Annotated in this window: 14 protein-coding genes, 1 tRNA gene, 1 other RNA gene and 1 riboswitch; of the genes, 2 read left to right on the forward strand and 14 right to left on the reverse strand. The window is 60.7% G+C overall.

Annotated elements, in window-relative coordinates:
* Positions 1–447 precede the first annotated feature (447 nt).
* The 9 genes from RC54_RS05510 to RC54_RS05550 form a co-directional block, all read right to left on the reverse strand.
* Positions 448–523 (reverse strand) — tRNA-Lys (locus tag RC54_RS05510).
* A gap of 115 nt (positions 524–638) precedes the next feature.
* On the reverse strand, positions 639–1,394 hold the full coding sequence (gene ybgF / locus RC54_RS05515) for a tol-pal system protein YbgF (protein WP_017453094.1): 756 nt from the start codon (positions 1,392–1,394) through the stop codon (positions 639–641).
* Between the two features lie 5 nt (positions 1,395–1,399).
* Complete coding sequence (gene pal / locus RC54_RS05520; RefSeq protein ID WP_017453095.1) at positions 1,400–1,924, reverse strand: peptidoglycan-associated lipoprotein Pal; 525 nt, start codon at positions 1,922–1,924, stop codon at positions 1,400–1,402.
* Positions 1,925–1,967: 43 nt separating this feature from the next.
* Entirely contained in the window at positions 1,968–3,260 is a 1,293-nt protein-coding gene (gene tolB, locus RC54_RS05525; protein ID WP_061790214.1) for a Tol-Pal system beta propeller repeat protein TolB, read from the reverse strand.
* Positions 3,261–3,263: 3 nt separating this feature from the next.
* A complete protein-coding gene (tolA, locus tag RC54_RS05530) occupies positions 3,264–4,256 on the reverse strand; it encodes a cell envelope integrity protein TolA (RefSeq protein WP_058894529.1) in 993 nt (330 codons plus the stop codon).
* A 17-nt stretch (positions 4,257–4,273) separates the two neighbouring features.
* Positions 4,274–4,708: an ExbD/TolR family protein gene (locus RC54_RS05535; protein WP_017453098.1), complete on the reverse strand. Its 435-nt coding sequence runs from the start codon at positions 4,706–4,708 to the stop codon at positions 4,274–4,276.
* Entirely contained in the window at positions 4,708–5,412 is a 705-nt protein-coding gene (gene tolQ / locus RC54_RS05540) for a protein TolQ (RefSeq protein WP_017453099.1), read from the reverse strand. Before tolQ ends, RC54_RS05535 begins: the two co-directional genes overlap by 1 nt.
* 217 nt (positions 5,413–5,629) lie before the next feature.
* Positions 5,630–6,082, reverse strand: a complete 453-nt coding sequence (gene ybgC, locus RC54_RS05545; protein ID WP_017453100.1) for a tol-pal system-associated acyl-CoA thioesterase — start codon at positions 6,080–6,082, stop codon at positions 5,630–5,632.
* 185 nt (positions 6,083–6,267) lie between these two features.
* A complete protein-coding gene (locus RC54_RS05550) occupies positions 6,268–7,020 on the reverse strand; it encodes an SDR family oxidoreductase (protein ID WP_058894530.1) in 753 nt (250 codons plus the stop codon).
* A gap of 222 nt (positions 7,021–7,242) precedes the next feature.
* Positions 7,243–7,342: riboswitch (ZMP/ZTP riboswitch) on the forward strand.
* 138 nt (positions 7,343–7,480) lie between these two features.
* On the opposite strand from RC54_RS05550, the gene glyA reads away from it, so the two are divergent.
* Entirely contained in the window at positions 7,481–8,725 is a 1,245-nt protein-coding gene (gene glyA, locus RC54_RS05555; RefSeq protein ID WP_044528270.1) for a serine hydroxymethyltransferase, read from the forward strand.
* Positions 8,726–8,954: 229 nt separating this feature from the next.
* Positions 8,955–9,434 (forward strand): transcriptional regulator NrdR, encoded by a 480-nt coding sequence (nrdR, locus tag RC54_RS05560; RefSeq protein WP_017453103.1) that lies wholly within the window; start codon positions 8,955–8,957, stop codon positions 9,432–9,434.
* A 91-nt stretch (positions 9,435–9,525) separates the two neighbouring features.
* On the opposite strand, the gene ssrS is transcribed toward nrdR, so the two are convergent.
* The 5 genes from ssrS to recG form a co-directional block, all read right to left on the reverse strand.
* Positions 9,526–9,702: non-coding RNA, 6S RNA (gene ssrS / locus RC54_RS05565), on the reverse strand.
* A 193-nt stretch (positions 9,703–9,895) separates the two neighbouring features.
* Positions 9,896–10,213, reverse strand: coding sequence for a cell division protein ZapA (locus RC54_RS05570; RefSeq protein WP_017453104.1), 318 nt, complete (start codon positions 10,211–10,213; stop codon positions 9,896–9,898).
* Positions 10,210–10,443 carry a hypothetical protein gene (locus tag RC54_RS05575; RefSeq protein WP_017453105.1) on the reverse strand — a complete coding sequence of 78 codons (234 nt, stop codon included), beginning with the start codon at positions 10,441–10,443 and terminating at the stop codon, positions 10,210–10,212. The genes RC54_RS05570 and RC54_RS05575 overlap by 4 nt, the downstream gene beginning before the upstream one ends.
* A gap of 190 nt (positions 10,444–10,633) precedes the next feature.
* Complete coding sequence (locus RC54_RS05580; protein WP_017453106.1) at positions 10,634–11,320, reverse strand: tRNA-uridine aminocarboxypropyltransferase; 687 nt, start codon at positions 11,318–11,320, stop codon at positions 10,634–10,636.
* A 302-nt stretch (positions 11,321–11,622) separates the two neighbouring features.
* Positions 11,623–13,719 (reverse strand): ATP-dependent DNA helicase RecG, encoded by a 2,097-nt coding sequence (recG, locus tag RC54_RS05585; protein ID WP_061790213.1) that lies wholly within the window; start codon positions 13,717–13,719, stop codon positions 11,623–11,625.
* Between the last annotated feature and the right edge of the window lie 209 nt (positions 13,720–13,928).

A 13,928-nucleotide genomic window follows, 5' to 3' on the forward strand; every position in this document is an offset into this window, starting at 1 on the left:
ATGACGGAGCGGGCGACTCTTTACTTAGGGGCTGTATGATCTGGTGAGTGAGCCTGAATTAGACTGGACGAATGAGCCTACGAGGGTAGACGGGAAAAGGAGCAGATATGTGCGATGAAGTTGGTGTGTGATTGCCGGGAGGAGTTGATTTGCTCGTTTGTACTTCATCGCTCAATTGAACGCAGACGATGCACTTCACGGCGCGTCGTTAAATCAAGACGTAGAGGACTACCGATAGAGAAGGGGTAGGCGCAAGGTGGCGGATGGAAGCTGCCTTGGATAGCGGGCTGCTAAATGATGTACCGCTAAACGGTTGAACGTTGTAGCGGTAAGAATCGGACGTCAACAGCCATGCACGGGCGCAACACCACTTTCATGTTTTGTCACGCCAGAAAAACAAAAAGGGCTCCAGCGAACTGGAGCCCTTTTCATGTACTGCTGAATTTCTGGTAGGCCGTGCGGGACTCGAACCTGCGACCAACGGATTAAAAGTCCGCTGCTCTACCAACTGAGCTAACGACCCGAAAGACCGCTATTATAGGCAAACTCTATCGCCAGTGTCAACACTTCGGCGTCACAAGCAAGGCTACGCGCGTGCCACGACCGCAGCGATCACGACACGGATCTTTCCTGCCTGCTTACTTGAGCGACGCCATCCGCTCCTTGCCGGTCTGGGCGGCAGGAGTGTTGGGATACTTGGCGATCAATTGCTCCAGGGTCTTCTTGGCGCCTGCCTTGTCCTTCAGTTCAGCTTGCGAACTGGCGATGTTGAGCAGGGCGTCGGCGGCCTTGGGGTTGTCCGGATAATTCTTCACCACCACCTGCTGCGCAGCGATGGCGCCCTTGTAGTCGCGCTGGGCGTACAGGGAGTTGCCTTGCCAGTATTGCGCCGAGGGGGCGTAGCCGGATTGCGGATAGCGCTTGAGGAAGTCGGCAAAGGCATTGGCCGCTCCCTTGTAGTCACCCCCCTTGAATTGCGACAGGGCCGCGTCATAGGCCTGCTGTTCGGAAACGCCCACAGCCACGGTCTGGCCATCCACTTGTACCTGTTGCGGCTCCAGCTTGCGCAGGCGTGCATCCAGGTCGACGTAGAAGTCCTTCTGACGTTGCTGGGCGTTGGTAATCTCGTTGGTCAAGACCTCGATCTGGCCACGCAGCGCGGCAATCTGGGATTGCAGGTTGTCGTTGCGGTCGGAGAGGGTCAGGACGCTGTTCTTGTCAGCCTTGTTGCCGACGTCACGCTGCAGGGCTTCAATCTTGGAGCGGATGTCCAGGATGGCCTTGCGTGCTTCATCGTCGTCAAACAGGCCGGCACGGGCGGTAAGCGGTAAGAAAGCCGTGGCGGCCAGCATGGCCGCCACGGTTACCGATTTCAGTTTGAAAGCGGTATGCATGTCGATTATTGGTAAGCGATGTCAGCGCGACGGTTCTCGGCGTAGGATGCTTCATCCTGGCCCAGTGCCTTGGGCTTTTCCTTGCCGAAGGAAACCGCTTCCACTTGTGCATCCGACACGCCCAGCAGGATCAGGGCCTTGCGGACGGCTTCAGCACGCTTCTGACCCAGGGCCAGGTTGTACTCGGCGCCACCGCGATCGTCGGTGTTGCCTTGGATGACGACCTTGCGATCCTTGTGGGCCACCAGGTACTTGGCGTGGTTTTCAATGACGGTACGGTATTCCGGCTTGACGGTGTAGCTGTCGTAGTCGAAGTACACGCTACGCTTGGCCAGCACGCCTTGCGGATCGTTCAGCGGATCGACCGAACCAGCGTTGACGGTGTTGACCGCGCGGGTGTCAGCGCCGTTGCTGGCGCCGGTTTGCACGGGGGCGTTAGCCTTGTCATCCAGCTTGGTGGACGAGCAGGCGGCCAGCAGAACGGCGCTGGAAACGATGAGAGCGAAGGTACTGATAGTGCGAGTGCGCATTTTGGATTTCTCCTTGTCGTGATGAAAGCAATATTGGATTTCTTTATTTCATGAACGGACCCCAGGTCGGTTCCCTGATATCACCGGCCTGCGTCGTGAGACGCTGTTTGATTCGACCGTCAGTAGACACCACGGCCAAGGATCCGCGACGACCAGACTCCGTCGCGTACATGATGTATTTGCCGTTGGGCGCAAAGCTGGGCGACTGGTCGCGGCTGCCGTCGGAGAGGCGAATCTCCTGGCCATTGGTCAGGTCCAGTGCATAGAGCTGGAACAGACCGTCGCGACGCGAGATGAAGGCCAGCGTCTTGCCGTCAGGCGAAATGCGGGGGCTGATGTTGTAGCTGCCATTGAAGGTGACGCGCTGCGGCGTGCCACCATCCAGGCCTACTTTGTAGATTTGCGGGCCGCCACTGCGGTCGCTGGTGAAGTAGATGCTACCGCCATCAGGCGAGAACTGCGGTTCGGTATCGATGCCGGCGCTGTTGGTCAGGCGGCGCAGGCCAGAGCCGTCGGCATTGATGAGATAGACCTGGGTCAGGCCATCGCGGGTCAGGGCCACGGCCAGGCGCGAGCCGTCCGGCGACCAGGCCGGGGCCGAGTTGCTGCCCTTGAAGTTGGCCACGATGGAACGCTGGCGGGTCACCAGATTCTGGATGTAGACCACCGGCTTCTTCATCTCGAAGGAGACGTAGGCAACCTTGGTGCCGTCGGGCGACCAGGCCGGCGAGATGATGGGCTCGTTGGAGCGCAGCGCTACCTGGGTGCCTTCACCGTCGGCGTCAGCCACTTCCAGGCGGTATTCATTGCCGGACTTGGTGACGTAGGAGATGCGGGTGGAGAAGATGCCAGGGATGCCGGTGAGCTTCTGGTAGATGTCGTCGGCGATCTTGTGCGCGGTCAGGCGCAGCAGTTGCGGCTGGGCACCGATGGACAGGGCCGAAAGCTGGGTCGATTGCACCGTGTCGAACAGGCGGTAGCGCACATCGAAGCGGCCATCGGCCAGGCGCGTGACGCTACCCACGGCCAGTGCATTGGCGCCGCGCTTTTGCCAGTCGGCATAGTTGATGGCCGAGGAGTCCGAGAGCGCATCGCCATTGTCGATCAGCTTGAAGATGCCGCTGCGCGCCAGGTCGGCCTTGACCACCGAGCTGATCTGTTGCGGCGCCGATTCTTCGCCGGGGAAGGCGGTGATGGCAACGGGGATCTGGGATGCGCCTACGCCGGTAATCTCGAAGCGGATCTGCGCCTGCGAGGCCGGGGCGAAGGACAGGCCGGCCACCGCCACGGTGGCGGCGGCAAGGCGGGTCAGGGTCAGGTAACGGGCTTTAATCATCGGTTACTGATCTTTCGGGTAATGGGTGAATGTGAAGCTGGACGGTACCTTGCCATCCTTGTCGGCCGGGAAGGGCTGAGACTTCATGACGGCGGTACGCACGGCTTCGTCGAAGCCCGGCACGCCTGAAGGCTTGTTCACACGCACGCTGCGCACCGTCCCGTCCGGGAACAATTCGACAGTGTACTCCCCGGCGGGGTTTCCGCTGACGCCGGCATTGTCGAAGGTCGTGTTGCCCTTGATCTTGGCGCCGAGCCTGTTGGCATAGTCCGGGCTGCCCTTGGGGCCTTGCGACTTGGCCGCCGTGCCGGTGCCACCGGTGGCGCTGGTGGCCTGGCCCATCATGCGTTTCAAGTCTTCCTGGCGACGCTGTTCGGCGGCCTTGGCGTCAGCCGCGGCCTGTTGCTGCTTCTTCTTGTCAGCAGCCTGCTTCTCGGCGTCGGCCTTTTTCTTGGCCTCTTCTTCCTTCTGCTTCTCTTCCTTGAGCTTCTTCTGCTTGTCGGCCTCGAGCTTTTCCTTCTTCTCGCGCTCGGCCTGCTCCTTCTCGGCTTTTTCCTTCTCTGCCTTGAGCTTGTCAGCCTTGTCCTTCTCGGCCTTTGCCTTTTCAGCCTTTTCCTGCTCCAGCTTCTGCTGCTTTTCCTGTTCTTCCTTGCGCTTCTTTTCCTTCTCCTTTTGCAAGGCGATATCGGGTTTCTCGACCTTGGGTTCGTCGATCACCTTGGGAGGAATTGGCTTGGGTTCAGGTTGCGGCTGGGGTTGCGGTGGCGGCTCGACCACCACCGGCTGCGGCTCCGGTTGCGGCGGGGTGGGCAGGGGGGCGGCTTCCTTGTATTGCGGATCCCAGATCTCGGCTTCTACCGTGAGCGGGGTTTCGCTCTGCCAGCGGATCCCGATCCAGAAGAACAGGAACAAGGCCACGTGCATCACCAGCGCCAGCGTGATGGCACGCCAGCGGCCAGGGGCCTTGGGGATGGTGTAGTGTGCGTTATCGCTCATATCGCTCAGGGCTGCGCTTACTTGGTGGCCAGGCCGACCCGCGCTATTCCCTGTTTCTTCGCTTCCGAGATGACTTGCACGACGTCGTCGTACTTGATGTCCTTGTCGGCCGAGATCATCACGGCCAGGTCCGGGTTGTCTTCATGCAGCTGGCGCAGGCGCTCGGCCAGGTCGGTCTTGCCGGTCACGGTCTCGGCCTTCTTGCCGCCGCTCTTGGGGCCGTTGATGCGGATGGTGGCCTGGGCGTTGGGCTTCAAGGCGATCTCGATATAGTCCGAGGGCGGCTGGGTCGACTTGCCGGCCGTGGGCAGGTTGATCACGCTGGGGTTGGTGATGGGCGTGGCCACCATGAAGATGATCAGCAGCACCAGCATCACGTCGATGTAGGGCACCACGTTGATCTCGGACTTGAACTTGCGGGGACGCCCCCCGCGCATTGATGAGCCAGCCATTAGCGTGCCTGACGTTGCAAGATGTTGGAGAACTCTTCGATGAAGCTCTCGAAGCGGATCGCCAGACGGTCGATGTCATGCGAATAGCGGTTGTAGGCCACCACCGCAGGAATGGCGGCGAACAGGCCGATGGCGGTGGCGATGAGTGCCTCGGCAATGCCGGGGGCGACCGCGGCCAGGGTGGCTTGCTGCACGTTGGCCAGGCCACGGAAGGCGTTCATGATGCCCCAGACGGTGCCGAACAGGCCCACATATGGCGACACCGAACCCACCGAGGCCAGGAAGGCCAGGTGCGATTCCAGTGCATCCATCTCGCGTTGGTAGGCCGCGCGCATGGCGCGACGGGCGCCGTCCAGCAGCAGGCCGGGATCGACGGCGCCGCCACGGGCGGCTACCGAAGCCTTGGCCTTGGTGAATTCACCCATGCCGGCCTGGAAGATGCGCTCCAGGGCGCCACCTTCGCCACCAGCCTTGCGGCGGTTGGACAGCGCATCCTGGTACAGCGCCGACAGATTGCCGCCGGACCAGAAGACGCGTTCGAATTCCTCGGTCTGCACCCGCGCCGAGCGGATGGTGAACATCTTGCGGAAGATGTAGGTCCAGCTGGTGACCGATGCCGACAACAGCAGCAACATCACCAGTTGCACCAGGACGGACGCGTTTGCGATCAGTGAAATGAAGGACAGGTCTTGTGTGACGTTCATGGGAAAGTGTGGCGGCTTGGAGGCGGCGTTTGGATGGTAAGTCGAGCGTTAAAAATCTTTTGTTTTGTTCAGTTGGCGTACAGACAATATGAAACAAAAGACGGCAAATACAGACAGAAGTTTTCCCTGCGGCAGATTGTCCCAGCAGCTGGGAGCGGCCGGCGGGCAGACGCTGTTCCCAGTGCCATAAAGGCGCGGATGAGCTTTTCCGTTGACATCATGTTGGCTTCTTGATGCAAGTCAGCACTTCGTCAGGAATTGGACGCGGCCGGAAAGTGGCCTGGTCCACACAGACGACCGTGATGCTGCCCCGCGCCAGCAGTCTGGGTTCCCCGTCGCAGGCGGTCCCGCCATCCCCCGACGGCAGGCGCCAGGCCTCCTGGATGAATTGCATGGAGGCATTTCGAAATTTTTCGACCACGACGGTCAGGCGGAGTTCATCGTCCAGGCGGGCGGGGGCGAGATAGTCGACGCTGGTGTTCTTGACGACGAAGATGGCGCCGGTGGTCTCGGCCAGGTGTTGTTGCTGGAAACCGAAGGAGCGCAGCCATTCCGTGCGGGCGCGCTCAAAGAACTTCAGGTAGTTGGCGTAGAACACTACGCCTCCGGTGTCGGTATCTTCGTAATAGACCCGGATGTTCCAGTCGAATGGACTACTGGCGGCACTCATATGCTTCTTGTTATTGGGAAATCTGCTGTGGCAGCGGCAAAAGAATCACGGAAACGAAGCAATCAAGGGTTTGCCGGTGAGCAAGCGGACTGGTTGGATACCGGCCGCTGCCCCGGGAACGGGTGAAAATGGCGTTCCTGCGGCGCCAGGGCGCCTTTGGCAAAAACGCCATTCTACCCCATCCCTTATTGTTTGCGCTTGATGTTGAAAGGGCTGAAGCCCTGGCAGGTCGGCATGAGCTCCATGTAATTGATGTTCACATGGGCCGGCATGGTAGCCACCCAGAAGGCCGCTTCAGCAATATCTTCGGCCGTCAGCGGGGTGGTTCCTTCATATACCTTGGCAGCCGCCCCATCATCGCCCTTGAAGCGCACGTTGGAGAATTCGGTGCCGCCGCACAGGCCAGGGGCCAGGTTGGTGGCGCGCACGCCGGTACCCACCAGGTCGGCACGCAGGTTCAGGGTGAACTGGTCGACGAAGGCCTTGGTGGCGCCATAGACGTTGCCGCCCGGATAGGGGTAGGCACCGGCCACCGAACCCAGGTTGATGATGGTGCCGCGGCCGCGCTTGACCATCTCCGGCAGCAGGGCGTGGGTGATGGTGACCAAGCCCTTGACGTTGGTGTCGATCATGGTTTCCCAGTCCGACAGTGCCACTTCGTGGGCCGGGCCCAGGCCCAGTGCCAGGCCGGCGTTGTTGATGAGCACATCGACTTCTTTCCACTGGCCCGACAGGCTCGCCAGGCCGGCGTTGATGGAGTCCTTGCTGGTCACGTCCAGCACCAGCGGCAGCACCTTGTCGGCGCCCAGTTCCTTGACCAGGTCATCCAGGCGCTCCTTGCGGCGACCGGCGGCGATCACCTGGTGACCGTTGCCGGCGAATTTGCGCGCCATGGCGGCGCCGAAGCCTGCGGTAGCTCCCGTAATCAACACGACCATCTCTTGATTCTCCTGTTGTGTGGCGTAAGAACCGGCGCGCTGCGGCAAGCTTGAACAAAGCTGCACATGGCAGTCCCGGCAGAAAACGGAATTGTAGCCGAAAGCCGCTTTTTACGAGGGCGGGCTCGCTTTTTCCTTCATGGGGGCACTATGGCGGGTCTGTTGCGAAGCCACCATGGTTCTTGCCCAAATCGCCCCGTTTCACTACAATGCGCTCACCATTTCGTCTCACGTGACTGGCGAAACGCCGCGTAAAACCGGCCAAGATGGGGATCCATCGGGAAGCGTGAGATTTCAACAGCCGTGCGCCTGGGCAGCCGAATGGACAGTACGACTGAGGCTGCCCGCAATCCCATTCTATTCTGGCCCTCATTCGATTTCGGAAGTCGAGCTACCGGCATGTCCGCATCCTGCCGGTGACGCGATCTTCGGCCGCAGCTCATCAATTTGGAGAAACACCATGTTTGACAAGAACCAGACTCTCGCAAAAGTCGATCCCGACCTGTGGTCTGCCATCCAGAAGGAAAACGCCCGCCAGCAGGATCACATCGAGCTGATCGCTTCTGAAAACTACACCTCGCCGGCCGTGATGGAAGCGCAAGGTTCACAGCTGACCAACAAGTACGCCGAAGGCTATCCGGGCAAGCGCTACTACGGTGGCTGTGAGTACGTGGACGTGGCCGAGCAGCTGGCCATCGACCGCCTGAAGGCCCTGTTCGGCGCCGAAGCCGCCAACGTGCAACCCAACTCCGGCTCCCAGGCCAACCAGGGCGTGTTCTTCGCCATGTTGAAGCCGGGCGACACCATCATGGGCATGTCGCTGGCAGAAGGCGGCCACCTGACCCACGGCATGGCCCTGAACATGTCGGGCAAGTGGTTCAACGTGGTCTCCTACGGCCTGAACGACAAGGAAGAGATCGACTACGAGGCGATGGAACGCCTGGCCCGTGAGAAGAAGCCCAAGCTGATCATCGCTGGCGCCTCGGCTTACTCGCTGCGCATCGACTTCGAGCGTTTCGCCAAGATTGCCAAGGAAGTCGGTGCCTACTTCATGGTCGACATGGCCCACTACGCAGGCCTGATCGCTGCAGGCGTCTACCCGAACCCGGTGCCCTTCGCCGACTTCGTCACCTCGACCACCCACAAGTCCCTGCGCGGTCCGCGCGGTGGCGTGATCCTGATGAAGGCCGAGCATGAGAAGGCCATCAATTCGGCCATCTTCCCCGGTATCCAGGGCGGCCCGCTGATGCACGTCATCGCCGCCAAGGCGGTGGCCTTCAAGGAAGCAGCGTCGCCCGAATTCAAGGCCTACCAGCAGCAAGTGGTGAAGAACGCCGACGTGCTGGCCAAGACCCTGATCAAGCGCGGCCTGCGCATCGTCTCCGGCGGCACCGAGTCGCACGTGATGCTGGTGGACCTGCGTCCCAAGGGCTTGACCGGCAAGGAAGCCGAAGCCATCCTGGGTTCGGCCCACATGACCTGCAACAAGAACGGCATTCCCAACGATCCGGAAAAGCCATTCGTGACCTCCGGCATCCGCCTGGGCAGCCCGGCCATGACCACCCGTGGTTTCAAGGAAGCCGAAGCCGAGAAGGTCGGCAACCTCATCGCCGACGTGCTGGACAACCCGCATGACGCCGCCACCATCGAGCGGGTCAAGGCCGAAGTGAAGAAGTTGACCGACGCCTTCCCGGTCTACGGCTGATTAGAGAAGTCGCTACCGGCCTTGCATGGGCCGGTATGAATTTTCTTGTCGGATGTTGTACCTGACGGCGCCCGTCCTTGCGGGCGCCGTCTTTATCTGCACTACGATACGATAGTGCTTGTTGCATCAGGATGCGACACTGCGCCTTTTAGTGTTGTAGCAATGTCTTGCATGATCGAAGTTCAGGGGGACTACCCTCATTGTCTAGCCCAACCCAATTACTGCCGCCATGAAGTGCCCATTCTGCAATCACGAAGACACCCCGGTGCTGGACACGCGTCTGTCCGAAGACGGTCATTCCATCCGCCGTCGCCGCCGCTGCGGCAATTGCGACAAGCGCTTCACCACCTATGAGCGCATCGAACTGACCATGCCGGTGATCGTCAAGAAGAATGGCAGTCGTACCGAGTTCGATCCGGCCAAGCTGCGTGGCAGTCTGATGCTGGCCTTGCGCAAGCGCCCGGTGTCGGCCGAGGCGGTCGATGTCGCTGTCCAGAGCATCCAGGACAAGCTGCTGCAAAGTGGTGAACGTGAAGTGATGTCAGGGCATGTCGGTGAACTGGTCATGCATGAGTTGAAGCGTCTGGACAAGATCGCCTACATCCGTTTTGCCTCGGTCTACAAGAGCTTCGAGGATGTGACTGAATTCCAGGATGCCATTGATGAGGTAGGGCCGGAGCGCAAGGGCGCCAAGAAGCAGGAGCGCTGACGGGAGAACAGGGCAGAGCGTGAAGAGAGCGTCTGCCCGTAGCGGTGGAAAGCATAAAAAAACGGCTGCAGATGCAGCCGTTTTCCTTGAATCAAGTCCCGCCTGTGCCGCTGTGCCGGCATCCTGAACCTGACGGTTCAAGTTGGTTGCAGTAGTTCAATTTCGGGTTCATCGGACTAGCGACGCTCACGCCCATCGAACGATCCCACAACCTATGCTCGTAAATGGTTCAAGGAATATATGGCAATCGCGAACACGGCAGGAGTACGAAGTCTAACCCATTCATCGTTGTCCTCCAAGAGCTGTGTCAAAAATAAGTCCACGATTTTGTAACCGGATTTTCTCTTTGCCATATTGATGTGTTGCACCTCACCAATCACGCAAGCGGAGAAAAAAATGGCTGCCAACGGCAGCCATTTTGTTGCGGGTGACACATCCTGCGCCCATCAGCGCGCAGGGCGTCAGAACAGTTTTTCCTGTGGTGCCAATGCCTGGTCCACCACCTCAGTGATGGCGGCAATCTGCTGCTGCCACTGGGCAATGGTCATGCCGGCGAAGGGGCCTTCGGAGCGTTGCATACTCAGCAATTCAGCGGCGATGCCCAGGCCGGCCATCACGGCGATGCGGTCGGTACCCTTGATGCGGCCGGCATCGCGGATGGCGCGCATCTTCTGATCGAGATAGGCCACCGCGTGATGCAGGGCGGCCTGTTCGCCTTCCTGGCAGGCCAGGGTGTAGGACTGGCCCATGATCATGGCCTGGATCTGGATGGTGCTCATGCCGCCTCCTCATCGGCCGCAGCCGCTTCTTCTGCCTCGGCCACCGGCAGTTGCGCCAGCACCGCGGCAACCCGCTGGTAGGCCTCATCGACACGGGTATTCAGGGTGGTGTTGTCTTCGGAGAGCAGTTTGACTTTCCGGCGCAGCTCGGCATTTTCTTCGCGCAGGCTTTGCGCCAGCTTGGCGAGCTGAGTGACTTTTTCAGCCAGTTGCAGGAATTCGGAACTCATGGATTATTTGTTCGCAGGGATGGGATCGCGTTGAGCAGCGCCAGCGCGTCAGAAGTGTTCAGGGTTACGGTACATCAATCGTTCAATTATAAGCGCTTTGCGATGCACCCTGAACAAGAACGGCCGCACCAGGCGGCCGAATCGGTTTGGTCTCCCATGGCAGGGATTGGTTCCCTGCCGGTGTTGATCTCTATTCGCTGCGCCGCGCGGCCTGGGCGTGCATCCGCATGTAGCCCTGTTGCAGCACGAAGTTGTCGAAGGCGGTCAGCAGCGGGTGGTATTTCTCGCTGTTGCGTTCCAGTTGCATCAGCGCGTAGCCGGTGGCTTCCAGCGTGGCCAGTTGTTCCGGCTTGTGCGACTTGCGGATGGTGTAGCGCGAGGTCGGGGTGTCGATGAGCATCATGCGCGGCAGGGTTTGCAGCAGCGGATTTTCGAACAGCATCTTGCGGCTCTTGCGCCAGGTGCCGTCCAGCACCACCAGGCGGATGCGCTTGAGCGGTTCCTGCTCCTCCACCCGCATGGTGCGCGCATCGAAGTAGGTAGTCTCGGCGGTGCTGGCGTCGTCGGTGTAGAGCAACACCGGATGCACGGTTTCGCTATCGGGCACGTTGCGCAGGCGCGAGGGGGCGTGCAGCAGGGTATGCAATTGTTCCGGCTCGAACACCGAGCCCACTACCAGTTTGCTGTAGGGCAGGCTCAGGTGCAGCAGTCGCACGCTGTTCTTGGCATTGCTCACTTCCAGGGGATGCTGCAGGATCAGCACATCGATCGCATGGTCGATGGGCGAGGTCCAGTGGCAGATGCAAGCCGTCAGAGCACGCTGGCAAATCGGGCAGAGCAGCCTGCGGGACGTTTGTTGATCGTGGTTGGAAACCAAAATGTTCAGCCTTTTCTAGTTCTCTATTACGCCATGGTCATCAGGCAAATCGATGGGGTGCTACCGCATAAGCCCGGTGACCGTTATCGATGGTCGAACCCATTCCTCGTGGGCTGTAGATTGGACTCAGTGCTGTATTGCGTCAATCGACATTAAGCGAAGATTTTCTCGATTTTTGCGGATTTTTGATTGGCATTTTGCTCATTGGGGTTTGCAGCCCTTGCCCTTCCTTGTCGCATGGGAGATGCTGGAAAGCTTTGCCAGTGCCGTTTCCGTGGGCTATCCCGCCCCAGCGCCTGGCCTCATACCTTCAGGAAATCTTCCCGTCCGCCCAGCCAGCGGGCCAGGTGGCGGTCCACGATGTCGGGGGCATGTTGCAGCAAGGCCTGGGCGGTATCGCGGGCCTTTTCCACCAGCCACTGGTCGGTGGCCAGGTCGGCAAAGCGCAGCATGGCTTCGCCCGATTGCCTGGCCCCCAGGAATTCACCGGGGCCGCGGATATCCAGGTCGCGCCGGGCGATCTCGAAGCCATCGGTGGTTTCGCGCATGGTCGCCAGGCGCTGCTTGGCGGTGCCGCCCAGCGGTCCCTGATACAGCAGCAGGCAGACGCTGGCCGCCGATCCCCGTCCCACGCGGCCGCGCAGCTGGTGCAATTGCGACAAGCCGAAGCGCTCGGCATGTTCGATCACCATCAGCGAGGCATTGGGCACGTCCACCCCCACCTCGATGACCGTGGTGGCCACCAGCAGGTGGATTGCGCCACGGCTGAAACCTTCCATGACCACCTGTTTTTCCACCGGCTTCATGCGGCCATGCACCAAGCCGATCTTCAAGTCCGGCAGCGCCGCCGACAGCGCCGCATGGGTATCGGTGGCAGTCTGCAGTTGCAGGGCCTCGGATTCCTCGATCAGCGGGCAGACCCAGTAGATCTGCTTGCCTTCCAGCGCCGCTGCGTGCACCCGTTGGATGACTTCATCGCGCCGGTTCTGGTCGATTACGCGGGTGACGATGGGCGAGCGCCCCGGTGGCAATTCATCGATGACCGACACTTCCAGGTCGGCGTAGTAGGTCATGGCCAGGGTGCGCGGAATGGGCGTGGCCGACATCATCAACTGGTGCGGCACCGCCGCTGCATTCGGGTCGGCAGCGTTGAAGCTCTTGTTGCGCAAGGCCAGACGCTGCCCCACGCCGAATCGATGCTGCTCGTCCACGATCACCAGGCCCAGGTTCTCGAACTGCACCGTGTCCTGGATCAGCGCATGGGTACCGATGACCAGCCGCGCCGCGCCCGATTCGATATGCGCCAGCGCCTCGGTCTTTTCCTTTTTCTTCTGGCTGCCCGACAGCCACGCCACGCCGATATCGAGCGGCTCCATCCAGGCCGCGATCTTGCGGAAATGCTGTTCGGCCAGGATTTCGGTGGGCGCCATCAGCACCGCCTGGCAACCACTGTCGATGGCCTGGGCGGCGGCCAGCGCGGCCACCACCGTCTTGCCGCTGCCGACGTCGCCCTGCAACAGGCGTTGCATGGGGAAGGACTGGCGCAGGTCGGCACGGATTTCTTCCAATACGCGCTGCTGGGCGCCGGTCAATTGGAAGGGCAGTATCTTGGTCAATTCTTCGGTGATACGCCCGCTCACCGGCAGGGCGCGCGCGGTCTTGGCGCGGCGCGCGGCCTGGGCGCGCTTGAGCGAGAGCTGCTGGGCCAGCAGTTCGTCGAACTTCATGCGGATCCAGGCCGGGTGTGATTTCTCGATCAGCGCATGTTCGTCCACCTCCGGTGGCGGGTTGTGCAGCAGCCGCACCGAGGGTTCGAAGGCGGCCAGATTGAGGGTCTCCAGCATCGAGGGTGGCAGCGTATCGCTCCAGTCCAGCCGGCTCATGGCATTGGCGATGGCCTTGCGCAGGTAGGCTTGCGACAGCCCTTCGCCGGCTGGATAGACGGGCGTGAGCACGTCCGGCAGGGGCGCCCCTTCATTGACCACCTTGTAGGAAGGATGGACCATCTCGGCACCGAAGAAACCGTGGCGCAATTCGCCGCGTACCCGCACCCGGGTCCCCTCGGCCAGTTGCTTGGTCTGGCTGCCATAGAAATTGAGGAAGCGCAGGGTCAACTGGCCGCTGTCGTCACCGATGGTCACGATCAATTGCCGGCGCGGGCGGAACTGCACTTCACAGGCGCTGACCACGCCTTCCACCTGCACCGTCTGCAAGCCCCGCAGGGAAGCCTGGGCGATGCTCATGAGCGTGGTTTCATCCTCATAGCGCAGCGGCAGGTGCAGCACCAGGTCCATGTCATTGTGCAAGCCCAGCTTGGCCAGCTTGTTCTCGGGCTTGGCGGCGGGCGCGGATTTTTTCTTCGACGCCTCTTGGCGGGGTTTCTTCGCGGTAGCGGACATGCGGTTGGCAGCGTTGTATTCGGAGAGCTATCTCTACACCAGTCGAGCCCGATGATGGGAAAAATGCGCAGACAGCGTAAAATAGCGGGTTACGCTATTTTACTGTGAATATTTACAGTATCAATCCCGCCGGCAAGCATTCTTGCCCGGGACACGCGCCGCGCCGGCCTGTAGCCTGTCGGCGGGCTTCGCGCGCCGCCTCCATCATT

It is taken from the genome of Herbaspirillum rubrisubalbicans (assembly GCF_003719195.1).
Lineage (GTDB): Bacteria > Pseudomonadota > Gammaproteobacteria > Burkholderiales > Burkholderiaceae_D > Herbaspirillum > Herbaspirillum rubrisubalbicans.

Bases quoted from the DNA above. Each gene is read 5' to 3' on its own strand.
- recG (WP_061790213.1), bottom strand. From the start codon at position 13,719: ATGTCCGCTACCGCGAAGAAACCCCGCCAAGAGGCGTCGAAGAAAAAA.
- RC54_RS05535 (WP_017453098.1), bottom strand. From the start codon at position 4,708: ATGGCTGGCTCATCAATGCGCGGGGGGCGTCCCCGCAAGTTCAAGTCC.
- RC54_RS05570 (WP_017453104.1), bottom strand. From the start codon at position 10,213: ATGAGCACCATCCAGATCCAGGCCATGATCATGGGCCAGTCCTACACC.
- ybgC (WP_017453100.1), bottom strand. From the start codon at position 6,082: ATGAGTGCCGCCAGTAGTCCATTCGACTGGAACATCCGGGTCTATTAC.
- ybgF (WP_017453094.1), bottom strand. From the start codon at position 1,394: ATGCATACCGCTTTCAAACTGAAATCGGTAACCGTGGCGGCCATGCTG.
- RC54_RS05550 (WP_058894530.1), bottom strand. From the start codon at position 7,020: ATGGTCGTGTTGATTACGGGAGCTACCGCAGGCTTCGGCGCCGCCATG.
- RC54_RS05575 (WP_017453105.1), bottom strand. From the start codon at position 10,443: ATGAGTTCCGAATTCCTGCAACTGGCTGAAAAAGTCACTCAGCTCGCC.
- nrdR (WP_017453103.1), top strand. From the start codon at position 8,955: ATGAAGTGCCCATTCTGCAATCACGAAGACACCCCGGTGCTGGACACG.
- tolA (WP_058894529.1), bottom strand. From the start codon at position 4,256: ATGAGCGATAACGCACACTACACCATCCCCAAGGCCCCTGGCCGCTGG.
- pal (WP_017453095.1), bottom strand. From the start codon at position 1,924: ATGCGCACTCGCACTATCAGTACCTTCGCTCTCATCGTTTCCAGCGCC.
- glyA (WP_044528270.1), top strand. From the start codon at position 7,481: ATGTTTGACAAGAACCAGACTCTCGCAAAAGTCGATCCCGACCTGTGG.
- tolB (WP_061790214.1), bottom strand. From the start codon at position 3,260: ATGATTAAAGCCCGTTACCTGACCCTGACCCGCCTTGCCGCCGCCACC.
- tolQ (WP_017453099.1), bottom strand. From the start codon at position 5,412: ATGAACGTCACACAAGACCTGTCCTTCATTTCACTGATCGCAAACGCG.